General features: G+C 66.8%; 16 protein-coding genes, 1 pseudogene and 1 riboswitch. Of the genes and pseudogenes, 12 read left to right on the top strand and 5 right to left on the bottom strand.

All coding sequences use genetic code 11. The features are described 5' to 3' along the window. Window positions 1-146: 146 nt before the first annotated feature. The 6 genes from IM543_16610 (at window position 147) to IM543_16585 (ending at window position 7,373) form a co-directional block, all read left to right on the top strand. A complete protein-coding gene (locus tag IM543_16610) occupies window positions 147-2,264 on the top strand; it encodes a S46 family peptidase (GenBank protein ID QOY96725.1) in 2,118 nt (705 codons plus the stop codon). Between the two features lie 161 nt (window positions 2,265-2,425). Next, a complete protein-coding gene (locus IM543_16605) occupies window positions 2,426-4,378 on the top strand; it encodes a hypothetical protein (GenBank protein QOY93178.1) in 1,953 nt (650 codons plus the stop codon). 35 nt (window positions 4,379-4,413) lie between these two features. After that, complete coding sequence (locus IM543_16600; GenBank protein QOY93177.1) at window positions 4,414-4,998, top strand: proprotein convertase P-domain-containing protein; 585 nt, start codon at window positions 4,414-4,416, stop codon at window positions 4,996-4,998. Window positions 4,999-5,168: 170 nt separating this feature from the next. Then, on the top strand, window positions 5,169-5,762 hold the full coding sequence (locus tag IM543_16595) for a nicotinamide mononucleotide transporter (GenBank protein QOY93176.1): 594 nt from the start codon (window positions 5,169-5,171) through the stop codon (window positions 5,760-5,762). Then, on the top strand, window positions 5,759-6,304 hold the full coding sequence (locus tag IM543_16590) for an ATP-binding protein (GenBank protein QOY93175.1): 546 nt from the start codon (window positions 5,759-5,761) through the stop codon (window positions 6,302-6,304). Before IM543_16595 ends, IM543_16590 begins: the two co-directional genes overlap by 4 nt. A 94-nt stretch (window positions 6,305-6,398) precedes the next feature. Further along, entirely contained in the window at window positions 6,399-7,373 is a 975-nt protein-coding gene (locus IM543_16585; GenBank protein QOY93174.1) for an HDOD domain-containing protein, read from the top strand. A gap of 38 nt (window positions 7,374-7,411) precedes the next feature. On the opposite strand, the gene IM543_16580 is transcribed toward IM543_16585, so the two are convergent. Next, entirely contained in the window at window positions 7,412-9,541 is a 2,130-nt protein-coding gene (locus tag IM543_16580; protein ID QOY93173.1) for a TonB-dependent siderophore receptor, read from the bottom strand. Between the two features lie 90 nt (window positions 9,542-9,631). Continuing rightward, window positions 9,632-9,739, bottom strand: a riboswitch (TPP riboswitch). 192 nt (window positions 9,740-9,931) lie between these two features. Here IM543_16580 and IM543_16575 point away from each other — a divergent pair. Next, window positions 9,932-11,155 carry an HD-GYP domain-containing protein gene (locus IM543_16575; protein QOY93172.1) on the top strand — a complete coding sequence of 408 codons (1,224 nt, stop codon included), beginning with the start codon at window positions 9,932-9,934 and terminating at the stop codon, window positions 11,153-11,155. Between the two features lie 66 nt (window positions 11,156-11,221). Here the strand turns inward: IM543_16575 and IM543_16570 are convergent, their stop codons facing one another. Further along, entirely contained in the window at window positions 11,222-12,205 is a 984-nt protein-coding gene (locus IM543_16570; GenBank protein QOY93171.1) for a DUF535 family protein, read from the bottom strand. Window positions 12,206-12,553: 348 nt separating this feature from the next. Between IM543_16570 and IM543_16565 the strand changes: the two genes are divergently transcribed. Next, window positions 12,554-13,261: a glutathione S-transferase gene (locus tag IM543_16565; GenBank protein QOY93170.1), complete on the top strand. Its 708-nt coding sequence runs from the start codon at window positions 12,554-12,556 to the stop codon at window positions 13,259-13,261. A 16-nt stretch (window positions 13,262-13,277) separates the two neighbouring features. Here IM543_16565 and IM543_16560 read toward each other — a convergent pair whose 3' ends face one another. Continuing rightward, window positions 13,278-14,483: an MFS transporter gene (locus IM543_16560; GenBank protein QOY93169.1), complete on the bottom strand. Its 1,206-nt coding sequence runs from the start codon at window positions 14,481-14,483 to the stop codon at window positions 13,278-13,280. A 95-nt stretch (window positions 14,484-14,578) separates the two neighbouring features. Here IM543_16560 and IM543_16555 point away from each other — a divergent pair, with 95 nt between their 5' ends. Next, window positions 14,579-15,475, top strand: a complete 897-nt coding sequence (locus tag IM543_16555; GenBank protein QOY93168.1) for a LysR family transcriptional regulator — start codon at window positions 14,579-14,581, stop codon at window positions 15,473-15,475. A gap of 36 nt (window positions 15,476-15,511) precedes the next feature. Here IM543_16555 and IM543_16550 read toward each other — a convergent pair whose 3' ends face one another. Together IM543_16550 and IM543_16545 are read right to left on the bottom strand one after the other, a co-directional pair. After that, entirely contained in the window at window positions 15,512-16,162 is a 651-nt protein-coding gene (locus tag IM543_16550; protein ID QOY93167.1) for an SdpI family protein, read from the bottom strand. Then, window positions 16,162-16,434, bottom strand: a complete 273-nt coding sequence (locus tag IM543_16545) for a winged helix-turn-helix transcriptional regulator (protein ID QOY96724.1) — start codon at window positions 16,432-16,434, stop codon at window positions 16,162-16,164. The genes IM543_16550 and IM543_16545 overlap by 1 nt, the downstream gene beginning before the upstream one ends. Before the next feature lie 148 nt (window positions 16,435-16,582). On the opposite strand from IM543_16545, the gene IM543_16540 reads away from it, so the two are divergent. The 3 genes and pseudogenes from IM543_16540 (at window position 16,583) to IM543_16530 (ending at window position 18,994) form a co-directional block, all read left to right on the top strand. Beyond that, window positions 16,583-17,056, top strand: a complete 474-nt coding sequence (locus IM543_16540) for a VOC family protein (GenBank protein QOY93166.1) — start codon at window positions 16,583-16,585, stop codon at window positions 17,054-17,056. A 73-nt stretch (window positions 17,057-17,129) separates the two neighbouring features. After that, complete coding sequence (locus IM543_16535) at window positions 17,130-18,002, top strand: PhzF family phenazine biosynthesis protein (GenBank protein ID QOY93165.1); 873 nt, start codon at window positions 17,130-17,132, stop codon at window positions 18,000-18,002. Between the two features lie 356 nt (window positions 18,003-18,358). Further along, window positions 18,359-18,994: pseudogene (locus IM543_16530) on the top strand (hypothetical protein). The last annotated feature ends 117 nt before the right edge of the window (window positions 18,995-19,111 follow it).

The following is a 19,111-nucleotide window of genomic DNA, read 5'->3' as shown; positions in this document are numbered from 1 at the left end:
GCCGCCCCTATGGCGGCAGCCTGTCGGCAGCTCAAAAAACGACCCCATCCAGAGGTAAGAAAGCTATACTCCGGGCTGCCTTTCAAATCACCTGGGGTCCGACCTTGTTCAAACCGATCGTCCTGCGTGCCTTCCCCCTCGCCCTGATGGGCGTCGCGAGCTTCGCGCTCGCCGACGAAGGCCAATGGCAGCCGCACCAGCTGCCGCAACTCAAATCCGAACTCAAGCGCATCGGCATCACCATGCCGGCCGAGAAGCTGGCCGACCTGACCAAGCATCCGATGAGCGCGATCGTCTCGCTGGGCGGCTGCTCGGCGTCCTTCGTCTCGCCGAACGGCCTGATCGTCACCAACCATCACTGCGCCTACGGCGCCATCCAGCGCAACTCGACCCCGGAAAAGAACTACATCGTGGGCGGCTTCCTGGCCAGGACCCGCGCCGAGGAACTGCCGGGCGGACCGAACACCCTGGTGTACGTCACCGAGAAGGTCGAGAACGTGACCGACCGCGTGCTCAAGGGCTTGAGCCCGAGCCTGTCGGGCCGCGAACGCCACGAGCTGGTGGAGTCGCGCATCAAGGCCCTGGTGGCCGAATGCGAAACCGACAAATCGGTGCGCTGCTCGGTGCCGGCCTTCCACCGCGGCCTCGAGTACTACCGCATCAAGCAGCTGATGATCCGCGACGTGCGCCTGGTGTACGCGCCGTCGGACCGCATCGGCAACTTCGGCGGCGACATCGACAACTACGAGTGGCCGCGCCAGACCGGCGACTACTCCTTCCTGCGCGCCTATGTCGGCCCCGACGGCCGTCCGGCCGACCCGTCGCCGAACAATGTGCCGTACCAGTCGAAGGACTTCCTGGTGGTCTCCGCCGAAGGCCTGAAGAATGGCGATCCGATCCTGCTGGCCGGCTATCCGGGCCGCACCAGCCGCTACAAGCTGCCGAGCGAGATCCGCTTCGCGCGCGACGTCGACTTCCCGGGCAAGGTGGCCAGCATCACCGCCGACCTGTCGGTGATCTCGGCCGCCACCATGGGCAACCCGAGCTGGGACGTGCGCTACGCCAGCGTGGCCAAGAGCCTGAACAACGTGCTGAAGAAGACGCAAGGCCTGCTGGACGGTTTCGCGCGCAAGGACATCGCCGCCATCAAGGATGTGCAGGACGCCGAGTTCCGCGCCTGGTACCGGCAGCACGGCGACAAGGCGAGTGCGGCGTCGAAGAACCTGCTCGGTGAGCTGGACAGCGTGATCGCGCAGGACATGGTGGCATCGCGCCAGGAAGCCGCCTGGCTTGAGGCGACCCACAGCGACCTGCTCAAGAGCGCGCGCACCCTGTATCGGCTGGCGCTGGAGCGCCAGAAGCCCGATGCCCAGCGCGAATCCGGCTACCAGGAGCGCGACCTGTCGTTCATCAAGGCGCGCCTGAACCGCCTCGAACAGTCCTTCGTGCCGCAGGTGGACGAAGCCAGGTACGGCGCCGCGCTGGCGCGCTACGCCCGCGCCGACGCCAGGCTGCATCCGCAGGGCCTGGACGCGCTGCTGCCGGCGCCCACCGCGCTGAACGCGATGTTCAAGTCGACCGAACTGGGCGACACCGCCAAGCGCCTGGCCTGGATCGGCAAGGATCCGGACGCCTTCCGCAAGTCGAACGACCCGTTCATCCAGCTGGCCGTGCGCCTGCACGATACCGGCATGGCGCTGGAGAACCGCCGCAACGAGATCGACGGCAATCTGGAGCGCGTGATTCCGCAGTACATGGCGGCCGTCATCGCCTGGAAGAAGTCGCAGGGCAAGCCGGTCTACCCGGACGCCAACTCGACCTTGCGGGTCACCTACGGCACCGTGGCGCCGTACTCGCCGCGCGACGGGCTGGTCAAGGGGCCGTTCACGACGGTGGAAGGCATCGTCGAGAAGGCCAGCAACAAGGATCCGTTCATCGTGCCGGCCCCGCTGCTCGACGCGATCAAGGGCAAGCGCTATGGCGTGTTCAAGGACCCGGTGCTGGGCACCGTGCCGGTGAACTTCCTGTCCAGTGCCGACACCACGGGCGGCAACTCGGGTTCGGCGGTGATGAACAAGCGCGGCGAACTGGTGGGCCTGAACTTCGATTCGACCTATGAATCGATCACCAAGGACTGGTACTTCGACAGCGACATCACACGCGCGATCCACGTCGACATCCGCTACATGCTGTGGCTGATGAAGGAGGTCGACCATGCCGACAAGCTGTTGAAGGAAATGACGATCAAGTATCCGAAGAAGTAAGACGGACTACTTCCTGAAAACCGCGGCCAGAGCGATCTGGCCGCGGTTTTTTTATCGATCACGGCGATGAGTTTTTCCGCTTGTCTCATCCAGACAATTGACCGGGCTTGTCTTTACACCCAATACTAAAAATGCAACTACAACAACACATTGGAGACAGCATGAAGACACCGCGATTGAAAGTCCTGCTGCAAGGCTGTTCACTGATCACCATGCTCGCCGGCGCAAGCATGCACGCCCAGGCGGCGTTCAGCGTCACCGCGACCAAGGACGCGAGCGACAAAGTGGTCAGCTACACCATCGATACCGACGCCGGACTGGTATTCAAGGTGCGTGGCTTCCCGCTTGACACCAGCACCACGTCCCCCGGCGACTTGTCCAGCATTGTCTACAAGGGTGTCGAATACCAGGACGCGGGCCGCGGCACCCAGGTCAACAGCGGCTACGACTACATCTACCGGGACCAGACCGGGGTCGACGTCAAGGTCGAAGTCGTCGACGCACAGGGCAATGTCATGCCAGTCAGCCTGCCGGCGGCGGGCCAGAGCGCGGTCACCGCTGCCAGCGATTACATCAAGATCACGGTCACCACCGTCGGCTCAGCGACCGGCGTGCTGACCCACTATTACCTGGTCAAGAAGGGCGAGGCCAGGATCTACATGGGCACCCACTTCACCGCCGAGCCAACCGGCCAGGCGCTGGTGCGTTTCATCGCCCGCTTGCGGATCGCCGCACTGCCGAGCGGCACGCCGTCCGGTACGCCCGGCGGCCTGGTGGTGAATGCCGATCCGAACCGGCCGCCATCCTGGCCCGACGATTTGCGTGGCACCGGGGGCGCCATCGAGGCGAGCGATATCTTCGGCATTGCCGGCGGCCCGAATGCGGGGGAGACGCGCTCCAAGCACTATTCGAACATGCGCCTGAAGGACTGGTCGCACATCGGCGGCACCGGTCCGAATGTCGGCGTCTGGATCCTGCGCGACAACAACGAAGGCGGCTCCGGCGGTCCGTTCTATCGCAGCTTGCTCAACCAGATCACCAGCACCAACAACGAAATCACCTACATCGTCAATTACGGCGAGGGCCAGACCGAAGGCTTCCGTTCCAATCGCCTGAACGCCTACACCATGGTCTTCAACAACGGCGAGGCGCCTGCCGCAAGCGATACGGCATGGTTCTCGAAAATGCATCTGCTGGGCTACGTGCCGCCGAGCGCGCGCGGCAATGTATTCGTGCCGGCCATCTACGGCCGTAACGCGGCCTTTCCCTACACTGTCGGTTTCGCCAACGCGAACGCCCAATACTGGGCCGACGCCGCCAGCCACGACGGCAATACCCGGGCCGACGGCATGATCCCCGGCAGCTACACGATGACCGTCTACAAGAACGAACTGGCGGTCGCCAGCGCGCCGGTCAACGTCACGGCCGGCACCACGAACATCGTGCCGGCACTGACGATCGGCGCCGATCCGCTCGTGAACAATGACGACCCGCGCGGCAAATGGCACATCGCCAAGGGCGATCCGAGCCTGACGCAGGCACTGTTCCGCATCGGCGAGTGGGACGGCACGCCGCGGGAATTCCTCAACGGCGACAAGATCACCGTCATGCATCCGTCCGACGTGCGCATGCGCCCCTGGTTCGATACGGCGAGCAGCGCCAATCCCTACCGCGTCGGCACCTCGACCCCCGGCCTGCACATGCCGGCTTTTCAGTGGAAGGGCCTGGGCGCCGCGCCGAACGGCCCGCTCACGATCAACTTCACCCTGAAGGCCAGCCAGATCTCGCCTGCCTCGACCTACCGCTTCAGGATCGGCGTCACCACGGCGCAGGCGGGCGGGCGGCCGCAGATCAACGTCAACAGCTGGGCCTCGCCTTTCGTCGGCTCGCAGTCGGGCGATGTGTTCCCGCCCAGCCAGCCGTCGACCCGCACCATGACGGTCGGTACCTACCGCGCACGCAACATCACCTACGACTACCTGATTCCGGCCAGCGCCCTGATCGCCGGGCAGAACACGCTCAAGGTCTGGGTCGTCAGCGGTTCGACCAGCAGCTCGAGCTGGCTGACCCCGGCGGTCTCCTACGACGCCATGGACCTGATCAAGCTTAACTGAGCATTCACCATACACACCTTCGAATAGAGCCTATCGTGACATTCAAATTTCTTTGCCTGACCCTTGCCGCCGCACTCGCCGTCGGCACGGCGGCCGGTGCGCAAGCCGGCGTCATCACCGCGACCAGTGCCGACACGCCGGTCGCGATCTGCGATACCTGCACCGTCGCGTCGACCCTGAACGTGAGCAGCCACGGTCGCGTGCTGGACGTCAACGCACTGGTCGACATTACCCATGCCTGGGATGCCGACCTGGTGCTAAGCCTGAGCCATGGTGGCGTGACGGTGCTGCTGTCGAACCGCCAGGGCGGCTCGGGCGGCGCCAACTATACCGGCACCGTGTTCGACGACGCCGCGGCCATCAGCATCGCCGAAGGCTATGCGTATGCGCCTTACACCGGTGCGTTCCGGCCCGAGGAGGCGCTGGCCGCCTTCATCGGCCACGACGTGTTCGGCGACTGGACCCTGACGGTGGTGGATAGCGAAGCGGGCGATGCCGGCAGCATCGACCGCTGGGGGATCGCGGCCGAGGTGCCGGAGCCGGCCTCGCTGGCCTTGTTCGCTGTGGCGGCGATCGGCCTGGGCGGGGCGCGCCGCCGCAGGCGGGCTTGCTTGCGTTGAGGCCATCAGGTCGAACAGCGCCGGGCTGCGCGCATGCGCAGCCATTTTTTTTTGCTGCCGCCTGCTTCAACAGCGGCGATGCGGGCGCTCCGGCTTGCGCAAACAGCGCCCAGTGCCCATAATCGCCTGCTGACTTCCGGCGGCGCCGCTGCCTTCCCACCCGCACCCGAATGAACGAACCGCTTGCCGTCCTCGGTTTCAGCACCACGCCGCTGGAACTCATCTCCTTCCTGCTGGCGGTGACCACCGTGCTGCTGAACATCCGCCAGAAGCACTGGGCCTGGCTGTTCTCGATCGCCTCATCAGGCACCTATGCGGTCGTGTTCTACGACGCAAGGCTGTACGGCGACATGGGCCTGCAATTCGTGTTCATCGGCGCGTCGGTGTGGGGCTGGTACCAGTGGCTGCACGGCGCCGGCGCCCAGCCGCTGGTCGTCACGCGCCTCAAGCCCGCCGGCTGGGGCTGGGGCATCGCCGGATGGGCGCTCGGTTTCGTGCTGCTCTCGTCCTTCCTCGACCATCTCACCGACACCGACGTGCCGCACGCGGACGGCTTCCTCACCGCCGGCAGCCTGGTGGGCCAGCTCCTGCTGGGCCGCAAGAAGGTCGAGAACTGGCTGGTCTGGATCGTGGTGGACGTGCTCTATGTCGGCCTGTATGTCTACAAGGGCTTGAACCTGACCGCGCTGCTGTATGCGATCTTCGTGGCGCTGGCCTGGACCGGCTGGCGCGCCTGGTCGAACATCGCGCGGAGCGACGCATGAGCGATCCCGTTGCGCGCGTGGCGGTGCTGGGCGCCGAATCGTCCGGCAAGTCGACGCTGTGCGAAGCCCTGGCGCGCCACTACGGCACCGTATGGGTGCCCGAATACCTGCGCGAATTCGTCGACACCCGCGCGCGCGTGCCCTTCGAGAGCGACCAGTACCAGATCGCCTGCACCCAGCGCGCGCGCGAGGACGAAGCCTGCATGCGCGCGCAGCGCTTCCTGTTCTGCGACACCACGCCCTTGATGACGGCGCTGTACAGCCGCCAGTACTGGGGCCGGGTCGATCCGCAGCTGGCCCGCCTGGACAGCCGCCACGACTACGCCTGGACCCTGGTCACGGCGCCCGACAGTCCCTGGGAGCCGGACGGCCTGCAGCGCGAGTCGGAAGAAATGCGCCAGAAGGTGCACCGGATGCTGGTCGAGACCCTGGATGCGCGCCGCATTCCCTACGTGCTGCTGGGCGGCAGCCCGGCGCAGCGGATCGCCGAGGTGGAAGCGCTGCTGGGGCCGCGCCGCCAAGGCCCACTAGCCCACTATTGACGCAGATTGAACGGACAGGTTTTTACAATTGTCTTTTTGTTGCCGTATGGTATTAAAATAGTTCTCTCTGCATACATCGATACGGCGGTGCGCTGTGAAAAATTGGATAGGCCGCCTGCTGGGCGGCGCCGGGAAGGAAACCGCCACGCGGGCGAGCGCAACGAGTGCCGGCCCGGCCGCCGCGGCGGATGACGAGGACATGGCGGCCGACGTGGACGCCGCCTTCTACCGCTGGCTGGTGGCCTCGAGCGGCACCAACGCCAAACCGGAAGTGGAACAGCAGATCCTCGACCAGGTGCGCACCCTGACCGACTTCCCCGAGAACGCATCCGGTCTGGTGCCGCGCGTGCCGGAACTGGTGGCGCAACTGCTGGGCGCCCTGTCTGACGAAAACATCTCCACCGGCGCGCTGTCGGCCGAGGTGGGGCGCGACCTGGTGCTGGTCGCCGAAGTGATCCGCGAGGCCAACAGCGCCTACTACCGCCCCGCCAGGCCGATCGAGACGCTCGAGGGTGCGGTGACCATGCTGGGCCTGAACGGCCTGCGCATGCTGCTGGCGCGGATCGCGATGCGCCCGCTGATCCGGGTGAAGGTGCAGGGCGTCGCGCGCCAGGTCGCGCCGAACGTCTGGCGCCATTCCGAACGCTGCGCCTTTGCCGCCAGCGTGATGGCGCCGGGCCTGTCCGCCGGCGTGTTCGAATCCTGCCTGGCGGGCCTGATGCAGAACGTGGGGCTGCAGGTCGCGTTCCAGATGGCGGACCGGGTCTGCGAAGGCAAGGTGCCGGGTTCGGGCAGCTTCGGACTGGAACTGTTTGCCGCCAGCCGCCAGCTGTCGGCGGTGATCGCCCGGCACTGGGATTTTCCGGCGGATGTCGTCGAGGCGATCGCGTGGGCGGGCGACCCGGCCGGCCCGCACCTGGCGCAGGCGCTGACCCAGGGCGACCGCATCGCCAAGCTGCGCCTGCTGCTCGATGCGGAAGTGATCGCGCCCGAGGACAGCTTCGTTACCGTGGGATTGAACGGCTTCCAGCGGCGCTGCCTGGGCAAGCTGGCCGAACTGGCCGACTAGCCTGGCGGTGGTGGCCGGCAGGGCCGGCCACCACCGGCTCAGAAGTCGAACTGCGCCGATACGCGCAAGGTCCGCGGCGCGCCCGGCAGCAGGTAGCCGCCCAGCGACTGCGTCACGTCGCGCCAGTAGAACTTGTCGAACACGTTGTCCACCCGGGCGCGCAGGACGGTGGCGATACCACCCACGCGCAGCGCGTACGAGGCGCCCAGCGCGGCCACGTGGTAGCCCGGCACGATGGCGCGGTTGGCCGGGTCGAAGGCCTTGCTGCCCGCGTACTGCCAGGTGGCGTCGAGCTTCAGGCCGGCGACCGCCGGCACCGCATACTCGACCCAGGCGGTGGAGCGGTATTGCGGCACATTGGTCACGCGCTTGCCCTCCACCTCCGGATCGCCGGTGCCGGTCTGCTCCGCGTCGAGCGCCATCAGCGACAGGCTGTAGTTCAGGTCCGGATCGAGCTTGCCCTGGGCCGCCAGTTCGAGGCCGCGGTGGCGCTGCTCGCCGGCGCGCACGAAGACGTTGGCGGCATTGACGTACTCGAGCCCCTGCTTGATGTCGAAGACCGCGGCCGACAGCATCATCGCGTTGCCGAGCACGCCCTTGACGCCCAGCTCGACCTGCTTCGAGCGGCTCGGCGGCAGCACGCTGTCCTGGTTGGCGGTGCCCATCTCGGCGATGCCGCCGTGCTGCAGGCCGTGGCTCAGCGAGCCGTACACGCTCCAGTCACGCATCGGCTTGTAGACCAGCGCCACGCTCGGCAGCACGAAGCTGTCGTCCGCGTGCACCCAGCCCTGTTCGATGTCGGCCAGTTCGTCACGCTTGAGCTTTACCCAGCGCAGGCCGGCGTGCAGCGTCAGCCTGTCGGTGAGCGCCGCCACGTCCTGCGCGAACAGCGCGGTCTCGCGGTCGCTGCGGCGTTCCGTCACCGGCCCGGTGCGCGGATTGCCCGGGGCCGGATCGACGATCCGGTTCTGGTAAATGTTGCTGTAGCCCGCGTAGTCGTACACGTATTCGCCGAAGCTGTCGTGGCGTTCCGACATCGACGCGCCGAGGGTCAGCTGGTGGCGCACCGCGCCCGTGGCGAAGCGGCCCTGCAGCATGGCCTGGGCGCCCCACGGGCTCTTGCGCTCGCCCACGCTCTGGTAGTCGTAGACGTCGTAGTCGCCGTTCGAGCAGTAGCCCGGGTAGTAGCCCTCGCCCTCGTTGCTGCAGCCGTAGGGGAAGGCGGTGTAGTCGTCGCGCTTGAACCAGTGCTTGTTGGCGTTGACGACAGCCAGCCAGTCCGGGTTCAGGCGGTATTCGAAGCGCAGGCCCAGGTTGCTGCTGTCGGTCTCCACCGGCCTGGTCCAGGGCTGGTCGTTGAGCAGGGTCTTGGGCGACACGCCGGTCGGCAGGACCTCGTTGCGCAGCAGCTGGTAGCCGGGCGCGGTGATCTGCTCCTTGTGCTGGTGGTCGAGGTCGAGCTGCAGCAGCGCGTCCGGCGTGACCTGCCAATCGAAGGCGCCGGACACGAACTGGCGCTCGCCGTCGGCGCCGCGCACATAGGACTTCAAATCCTCGGCGGCCGCGTTGATGCGGTAGCCGAAGCGGCGGTCCTCGAAGCGGCCGCCCAGGTCGACCGCGCCGTGCACGGTGCCGCGCTCGCTCACTTCCAGCAGCGCCGAGCGCAGCGGCGCATTGCTTGGGCGCTTGGTGACGAAATCGACCATGCCGCCCGGCGCCGCGACCCCGGCCTGCAGGCCGGCCAGGCCGCGCAGCACTTCGATCCGTTCCTTGTTCTCCAGCGGGATCTGGGTGTCGGCGGGAATCGCGATGCCGTCCTTGCGGTAGCTGCTGGCATTGTCGAGGGCGAAGCCGCGGATCGAGAACTGCTCGGCATAGCCGACCGCGTTGTAGGCATCGCCGATCGACGCGTCGTAGCGGGCGGCGTCGCTCACGTTGCGGATCGACAGGTCCAGCATCTGGGTGCGGCCGATGGCGGTGATCGAGGCCGGGGTGTCGAGCAGCGGGGTTTCGCTGAAACCGCCGATGCTGGCGCGGTCGCTGGCGATCCAGCGGCTGCCGGTAACGACCACCGACGCCACGGGGGCCTGCTCCTGTGCGGATGCGGTGGCGGAAAACGCCTGCACGATGGCGCAGGCAAGGACGGAGTACTTCAGTGTGAATGTCATGGTTTGCTCGTCTTCGCGCGCCAGGTCGAGCATGGCGCGCTGCTTTTGATAAAAAGCCGGAGCCAACGTGGGGGAAGGGCAAACAAGATGGGGAACTGCGTTGCGCTTTCCTTCGCTGGCATTATCCAGATCAGGTACGAAGGGTATCTCTCACCCGGCAACGCGCTCGTGCGCGCACCAGGACCCCTAGCGAGGCGGCAGTGTAACACGGACCCGGACAAGTGGACAGGCTGGCAATGGCCGGCGGCCGCGCGGTCGATGCGGGCTTCCAGTGCTGCGTAAGTACCACGAATTGTTACATTTGGTGATTATTTTGTTGCTTGGTGGTAATTACTAATGAAAATATGATCAAATTGATGGATCGACCTGGAAGATAAGAGGAGACCGATCATGTTGAAAAAAGTAGAACCCGCGGCGCTGAAGGTCGGCATGTTCATCCATGACCTCGATTGCGGCTGGATGGACCATCCGTTCGTGCGCAACCGCTTTCTGTTGCGCTCCGAAGACGAGATCGACAAGATTCGCAATGCGCGGATCCGCGCTGTCGTCATCGACAGCAGCAAGGGACTGGACCTGGACGATGCGCCGACGCTGGCGCAGGCCGAGGCCGCGACCGAAGCGGAAATCACGTCGATCGCCGCCAGGCCGCTGATCGTCACCCGCGTCCCGCTGGGCGAGGAACTTGCCCGCGCCGCCCACGTCCGCAAGCAGGCGCTTGGCTTGGTGCGCACCGTGATGGCCGATGCGCGCCTGGGCAAGGCGGTCGAACTGGACAAGGTAGGGCCGGTGGTCGAGAGCGTGACCGAATCGGTGCTGCGCAATCCGGCAGCGCTGCTGGGCCTGCTATGCATCAAGAACAAGGACGACTACACCTTCCTGCACTCGGTCAGCGTGTGCGCGCTGCTGGTCGCATTCTGCCGCTCGCGCAAGATGAGTGATGCCACGATCTACCAGGCCGGCCTGGGGGGGCTGCTGCACGATACCGGCAAGGCGCTGGTGCCGGACGCCATCCTGAACAAGCAGGGCCGCCTGACCGACGAGGAATTCGACATCATCAAGCGCCACCCGCGCGACGGCTACGACATCCTGGTCAAGACGCCGGAAATCGGCCCGATCCCGCTCGACATCACGCTGCACCACCACGAGCGGCGCGACGGCAGCGGTTATCCGGACAGGCAGGCCGAGGGCGGCATCAGCGAACTGGCGCAGATGGCGGCGATCGTCGACGTCTACGACGCCATCACTTCGGACCGCTGCTACCACAAGGGCATGCCGGCCGCCGAAGCGCTGCGCAAGATCTACGAGTGGAGCAAGTTCCACTTCGACCCGACGCTGGTCCAGGAGTTCATGCGCTGCGTCGGCATCTACCGGGTCGGCACCCTGGTGCTGCTCGAATCCGGCCGCCTGGGCGTGGTGATCGAAGCGCACGAAACCAGCCTGCTGACGCCGAAAGTGAACGTGTTCTTCAGCACCAGGAACCAGGCCTACATCAAGCCGCAGATCATCGACCTGTCCAAGCCCTTCGGTTTCGGCGGCGGTGACAAGATCCTGCGCCACGAGCCGGCCGAGAAGTGGGGTGTCGATCCTGCGCGCTATTTTCAGTCAGGCGATTGAGCGCGCGGGAGGCGCACCGCCACCCGGCCGGGGGCGGTCTTGCCGCAGTGCGGATGGCGCCGGGATTCAGGCTTCGGCCGTGGCCGGCGCGCTTGCGGTACGCGCCTGCCTGCTGGCGGCCGGCACCATGTGGCGCAGCAGCGTGCTGCGGGTAGAGTCGCCGATGGCGCGCCAGAATTCGCGGCGCTGGGCCGCCCGCTTGCGGTGCTTGGACGGCATCTCGGACAGCGGCTTGAGATAGAAGGGCAGGCGGATCAGGTAGCTGCGGCCCGGCATCTCGACGCCGCCCAGGATCTTCCAGAAGCCGTCGTAGGCGTTCTCGAAGTGCTTCACGTCGAGCGGGTTGTAGGCGATGTGCGCGCTGCACTTGATGGCCACCACCTGGTCGATGCCGAGCGCCTGCGCGACCCCCTGCATCGCGGCGAAGCAGAAGAAGCTGGGCGAGTTGTTGGGGAAGGCTTCCTCGAAGGCCGCGAAGGCGGCGCCGGAGTCGGTCCAGCGGCCCTGGTTGCGGGTGACGAAGGGCACGGTGGGCAGGTCGACGCCGGCCAGTTGCCCGTCGATCCAGGTGTAGGACAGGCGGTGCAGGTACTTGCCGTCGGCGACCAGCGAGATGGTGAGGTCGCCTTCGGCATCGTGGCGCGGCGCCATTTCGAGGCGCAACAGGAACTGATGTTCGCCGCCGTCGCGCTGGGCCGCGTGCTGCCACAGGGTGAGCCCGCCGCCGCCGGGACCGTTGCCGTACACTGCCTGGTGATAGGCACTGCCGAAGGCGGCGTCTTCGAAGCGGTAGTGCGACAGGACGCACTGCACGCGCTGGCGCGCGCTCAGGTCCCTGGACAGGTAGCTGCGGTGGCTCAGGTGGTGGAACAGGTCGTCGTTGGGCGCCGCCGCGACGAAGCGGCGTACCAGGTCGAGGCGGCACAGGGCCTGGTGCTCGCGCCAGTAGCGCAGCACGCGCAGGCTGCGCACGATGCTCAGCATCCAGGAAGCGGGCGTGTACTGGCTGCGGCGTGCTAGCCAATGCTTGGTCAGGTGAGCGAATATCATGGGTGCGGTCGAGTCGGCATGGTCGGCGTAAAGTTGCGTGCGCCACGATGGCGCTGCTGTCTTTATCTTCGATGCCCGCCACGAAGTGAACGGGCTTGCACGTCAGAAATCATATTCTGCCATGCAATTTACCGGGAGGCTAACTGGAACCGGGGCGCGTCAGGGGGAGGTGAATGGAAGCGCAGAAAAAGGTCGCGTTCATGGTGTCTCTCTCTTATGGCTTTTGCGTCTTTTTACGACTTTTTGTTTTCGCCCGACAGGCAAGCAAGAGTACCATGTTTGTGCGGCGACACGCTTCCTATTCATCATCGATAATTGCGCCAGACCGAAGCAGACCGGAGGTGCGAGATGGCGTATGAACTTTTTTACTGGCCGGGTATACAGGGGCGCGGAGAGTTCGTCCGGCTTGCTCTCGAGGAAGCCGGGGCCGAGTATGTGGACGTGGCGCGCCGCCAGGGCGGCATGGACCTGCTGCTGTCGGCACTCGAGACCGAAGCCCATCCCGCGTTCGCCCCGCCTTTCCTGCGCGCAGGCGAGTTGAGCATCGGCCAGGTCGCGAACATCCTGCTGTACCTGGGCGAGCAGCATGGCCTGGCGCCGCGCACCGATCCCGGCCGCCTCTGGACCCACCAGCTGCAGCTGACCATCGCCGACCTGGTCACCGAGATTCACGATACCCACCACCCGATCGCCACCTCGCTCTACTACGAGGACCAGAAGCCGGAAGCGCAGCGGCGCGCCGCCGACCTCATCGAGACGCGGCTGCCCAAGTTCCTGGGATATTTCTCGCGCCTGCTCAGCAATCCCGAACCGCGCGCCTGGCTGGTGGGCGACAAGCCGGGCTATGCCGACCTGTCGCTGTTCCAGGTGATGGAAGGCCTGCGGTATGCCTTTCCGAATGCGATGAAGCGGCTCGAAGGCGACTACCCGGCGCTGGTGGCGCTGCGCGACCGGGTGGCGGCGCGCCCCAACATCGCGGCCTACCTGGCCTCGCCGCGCCGCATCCCGTTCAACCAGAACGGGATCTTCCGCCACTATCCCGAGCTGGACGAATAAGCCTTCCACGGCGCCGTCAATGGGTGACGACGGCGCCGCCCGGCACGGCCGTGGCCGCCAGGCCGTCGCGCCGGTCCAGCCAGCGCGCCAGCGTGGTCAGGACCAGCGCGCCGACCACGACCAGGGCGCCGATCGGGGGCGTGGCCATCAGGCCCAGCCTGGCGACGACCAGGCCGCCGCCCCAGGCGCCCAGGGCGATGCCGACGTTGAAGGCGGCGATGTTCAGGCTGGATGCCACGTCCACCGCCTGCGGCGCATCGCGCTCGGCGCGCCGCACCACATAGACCTGCAGGCCCGGCACATTGCCGAAGGCGACCGCGCCCCAGGCCAGCACCGTGGCCAGCACCAGCCACTTGTGCGGGGCGGTGAAGCTCAGCACGAGCAGCACCAGCGCCAGCAGCGCGAACACGATCTGCAGCGCCGGCAGCGGGCCCTTGCGGTCGGCCAGCCGGCCGCCCCAGATGTTCCCGGCCGCGACCGAGACGCCGTACACCAGCATCACCAGGCCCACGCTGGCGGCGGCAAAGCCCGAGACTTCCTGCAGGATCGGCGCCAGATAGGTGAAGGCGATGAAGGAACCGCCGTAGCCGAGCGTGGTGATCGCATACACCAGCAGCAGGCGCGGCTTCTTCAGTACCGCAAGCTGGGCCACGAGGCTGGACGGCTTGCTGCCGGCGATATTGGCCGGCACCAGGATCCAGCTGCCGATCGTCGCCGCCACGCCCAGCAGCGACACTGCCAGGAAGCTCGCCTGCCAGCCGAAGTGCTGGCCGATGAAGGTCCCGAGCGGCACCCCGCTGACCAGGGCGACCGTGAGTCCGGTGAACATCAGCGCGATCGCGCCGGCCGCTTTTTCCTTCGGCACCAGGCTGGTGGCGATGGTCGAACCGATCGAGAAGAAGACGCCGTGGGCGAGGCCGGTGAGCACGCGCGCGGCCACCAGGGCGCCGTAGCCCGGCGCCATCCAGGCCAACAGGTTGCCGAGGGTGAACAGCAGCATGAGTCCGAGCAGCAAGCGCTTGCGCGGCATGCGCCCCGTGAGCGCGGTGAGCACCGGTGCGCCGACGGCGACGCCCAGCGCATACAGGCTGACCAGCAGCCCGGCCGAGGGCACCGACACGTGCAGGCTGGCGGCGATGGTGGGAATGAGGCCGACGATCACGAATTCGGTCGTGCCGATGGCGAAAGCGCTCAGCGTGAGCGCCCAGAGTGCGAGTGGCATGGTGTTCTCCTTTGATCCAGGCCCCGCAGTGTGGCGGCCGGCCGGACAAAGAAAAATGCCTTGGCGTACAATTCATTTTTGACCGGGAGTCATCAATGATCGATGTATATGCCTTGATTACCTTTTGCGCAGTCATTGACACGGGCTCGTTCTCGCGTGCGGCCGAACGCCTCGGCCAGACGCCGTCGGGCGTGTCGCGCACCATGTCGCGGCTCGAGGCGCAGCTGGGCATGACGCTGATGCAGCGTACCACCCGGCGCCTGCAGCTGACCGAGGAGGGCGGCTGGCTGCTCGGGCGCGCGCGCGGCCTGCTGGCCGAGCTGGCCAATACCGAACTGGAGGCCGCCGCGCGGCGTTCCCAGCCGTCCGGCCTGGTGCGGGTGAATGCGGCCACTCCGGCGCTCGACCACCTGCTGTCGCCGCTGGTGCCGGAGTTCCTGGACGCCTATCCCCTGGTGCAGCTGGAGCTGGTCAGCGGCGAGACCTACGTCGACCTGATCGAACAGCGTGCCGACCTGGCGATCCGCATCGGCGCGCTGCCCGATTCGACCCTGAACGCGCGCCGCCTCGGCACGACCCGCTTGCGCGTGCTGGCCGCGCCGGCGTATCTGGCCCGGCATGGGACTCCCGCCAGCGTCGACGCGCTCGAGGCGCACCGCACGCTGGGCTTCACGGCGCCGGCCACGCTCAATACCTGGCCCTTGCGGCACGCGGGCGGGGACGGCTGGACGGTGAGCCCGGGCGTGCTGGCCTCGAGCGGCGAGACGGTGCGCCACCTGGCGCTGGCCGGCGCCGGCGTCGCCTCGCTGTCGACCTTCCTGACGCGCGCCGACGTGGCGGCCGGCAGGCTGGTGCCGGTGCTGGAAGAGGCGACGCTGCCCTGGACGCAGCCGGTGTGGGCGGTGTTCTACAAGCAGGGATCGCTGGCGCCGCGGGTCGCGGCGCTGGTCGAATTCCTGGCTGGCCGGCTGCAGCAGGTGCTGGACCGGTGAAGCGGCCAGCGCGTGGCCGCGCCGCCGGCGCCCGCGTCAGGCTTCCAGCGTGCCGGCCCGCTCGAGCCGCTTGTAGTACACCAGCGAGAACACCACCGGCACCAGCGCCGCCACGATCAGGGCCGCCACCGCCACCTGTCCCGGCAGCCCGGACAGTGCCGCCGCCAGCGTCAGCAGGCCGCCCGCCACCATGGTCCTGGCCGCGAGCCGGTGCGTCGCATACCAGACCCGTTCGTTCGCCAGCGTCCAGGGCGTACGCACCCCGAGCCAGAAGTTGCGGCGCACCTTGCCCATCACGTTGCCGATCAGAACAAAGAACAGGCCGATCCCGCCCAGCACCGCGCGCTCCATCGGCAGGCCCGGTTTCCAGGCGGCCCACAGGTGCACGCACTGGACGTAAGCCAGCAGGCAGACCATCGCCATCCCGGTGAACCACCAGGTCGCTTCGAAGCTGTCCACCGCGAAGCGGCGGGGCGACAGCAGCGGCAGCACCAGCCACAGCAGGGAAGTGGCGGCCAGCAGGGCGAGGTAGATCAGCAGCAGATGGCGCGCGCCCCAGCCGTCGGCCTGGCCGGCGGCGTTCCAGTGCAGCGGCACCCGCGCCGGCAGTTCCGGATACACGAATGCGATCATGCCCGCCACCAGCAGCAGCGCCGCCAGGCATACCAGGATAAAACGCTTCTTCATCATTTGTCTCCCTTGGCGCCACGCGCCATGTCCATCGACCAGGCCAGCACGTCCTCGAGCACCGTGGTGTCGAGCGCGTACCAGATGGTCTGCCCTTCGCGCCGGCTGGTGATCAGGCCGGCCGCCTTGAGCACTGCGAAATGATGCGACATGGTCGGCTTGGTCATGTCGAACCGCGCCGCCACCTCGCCCGCGCTCATCTCTTCGTGACGCAGCAGGCGCAGGATCTCACGCCGCGTCGGATCGGCGATCGCCTTGAACACCTCGTTCAATGGTCCAGCCATGTTCGATCGCTCTCTAATTAGATGAATATCTAAATACTAGCCCTGTCGCGGGGCCAGGTCAAGCCCGATGCGGTTAGTCCGAACCATCGCGGGCCGCCGGGTGTCTGTAGGCATGTCCAACAGCGAGGAGCGCTTCATGAACGCAAGCACCACCCCCGTCAAGCCGGTCGAAGACGGCATGCACACCATCACGCCCCACCTGACCTGCGCCGGCGCGGCCGAGGCCATCGCCTTCTACGCGCGCGCCTTCGGCGCGGTCGAAGTCATGCGCCTGCCGGGGCCGGCCGGCAAGCTGGCCCACGCGGCCGTGCGCATCGGCGATTCGATGCTGATGCTGGCCGACGAATTCCCCGACTGGGACACCACCGGCCCCGCGGCGCTGGGCGGCACCCCGGTCACCATCCACCTTGCGCTGCCGGACGTCGACAGCGCCTTCGCGCGCGCGGTCGAGGCGGGGGCGATCGCGCGCATGGCGCCGGCCGACATGTTCTGGGGCGACCGCTACGGGGTGGTCGAAGACCCGTTCGGCCACCGCTGGTCGATGGCCACCCACATCCGCGACGTCTCGCCCGAGGAAATGGCCGCCGCCATGCAGCAGGGCGCTCCCTGAGGCGGGACCGGGCTACGGCCGGCCGGCCCACGGATTATGATGGCGTTCGCTCAAGCACAAGAAAGGAAGCGCCATGCAGCAATCCGTGACCGAATCAGACGTCCTTCGCATCGCCGCCTTTTCCGATGGCGACGGCGGCGGCAACCCGGCCGGCGTATGGATCGGCGAGGCCTTGCCGCCCGCCGCGGAGATGGCGGCGCTGGCCCGCGCCATCGGCTTTTCCGAAACCGTCTTTGCCGCACCGCAGCGCGACGGGGATGCCGTCGCCGGCGGCAATTCCTGGCGCGTGCGCTATTTTTCGCCCGAAACCGAAGTGCCCTTCTGCGGCCACGCCACCATCGCATTGGGGGCCGCGCTGGCGCGTCGTTTCGGCGACGGTCGCTACCGGCTGGCGCTGAATGCGGCCGCGATCTCGGTCGAGGGCCGGGTGGACGGCGCACGCGTGGCGGCCAGCCTGCAGTCGCCGCCGACCCGTAGCGCGCCGGCGCCCGATGCGCTGGTGGATGCCGCGCTGGCCCTGTTCGGCTACACCCGCGCCGATCTCGACGACCGTATCCCGCCGGCCCTGGCCCATGGCGGCGCCGACCACCTGGTGCTGGCCCTGAACAGCCGTGCCGCGCTGGCCCGCATGGCCTACGAACTGGATGCCGGGCGCCGCCTGATGAATGCCTACGGCGTGGTGACGGTCGTGCTGGCATGGGCGGAGACTCCTCAGCTGTTCCATACCCGGAACCCCTTCGCTTCCGGCGGCGTGCTCGAAGATCCGGCGACCGGCGCCGGCACCGCCGCGCTGGCCGGCTACCTGCGCGCGCTCGGCTGGCCACATGGCGGCCACATCGACGTAGTGCAGGGTGAAGACATGGGCATGCGCTCGCGCCTGGGCGCGGACATTCCTGCCGAACCGGGCGCGTCGATCCGGGTGTCGGGCACGGCGCGCATGATGTAGGGGAGGGGCAGGGCGGTGGGCGGCGCAGCGCTCTGCTCATCCGCGCGGCATTTGTGACATGGAAGCGCGCGAGTGTAAACAGATTGTTAAGTACGAGCGTGCTTTCATGTAGGATGAATATTACAAATTTTTCAGAATATTCCTGCGGTTTTGTGGGACAAACAGAGGCTCAAAAGCACTTCATCTCAGCAGTTAGAAAGTTGCTAAGAGGATTGATAATTTGATTCGAGCAAGTTCTGTTTCATTCATCCAATCCAGGAGTTTTCCTCATGTCGCTGTTCGACCCAGTCGTCTCCAACCCCGTCGATACCTCGGCACGCGCCGCCCGTGAAACGCGCGTCGCGGGGCGTACCACCGAGCGCTTGCCGTTCACGATTCGCCGCGTGGAAACCGAGGCCGATCTGCTCAAGGCGGTAAGGATCCGCCACGCCGCCTATGCCCGCCACGTACCGGACTTCGCCCGTTCGCTGGCCCTGCCCGAAGCGGCCGACTACGAGGACGACACCATCGTGCTGCTGGCCGAGTCGAAGCTGGACGGCTCGCCGCTGGGCAGCACCCGCATCCGCACCAACCTGTACCGGCCGCTGGGCGTCGAGGAGTCGGTGGTGCTGCCCGATTGGCTGCAGGGCCGCCGCCTGGTCGAAGCGACCCGCCTCGGCATCGACGAGGGCCGCGTCGGGCGCATGGTCAAGGTCGCGCTGATCAAGGCCTGCTTCATGTATTGCGAAAACAATGTCATCGACTACTCGGTGGCCACCGGCCGCCCGCCGGTCGACCGCCAGTACGAGCAGATGCTGTTTGCGGACGTGTTCCCGGAGCAGGGCCCGGTACCGCTGCGCCACGTGGGCAACCTCCCGCATCGCGTGATGGCCTTCGAGATCGCCAGCTTCGAGCAGCGCTACCGCGACGCGCGTCACCCGCTGTTCAACTTCTTCTTCAACACGCACCATCCGGATATCGATGTCGGGCCGGCGCGGCCGCCGCTGCTGGCGAAGGCGTCGTTTGTCGCGCAGATGACGGATCCGGCGTTGCAGGGACGCGAATTGGCCGTCGCCTGAGCAAATATTGCATGACGGCATTACTTTAAAGCTGTATCCTTGCGCTTTGCC

Source organism: Massilia sp. UMI-21 (assembly GCA_015277795.1).
Lineage (GTDB): Bacteria > Pseudomonadota > Gammaproteobacteria > Burkholderiales > Burkholderiaceae_D > Telluria.
This window is presented reverse-complemented; position numbering and strand designations above follow the sequence as displayed.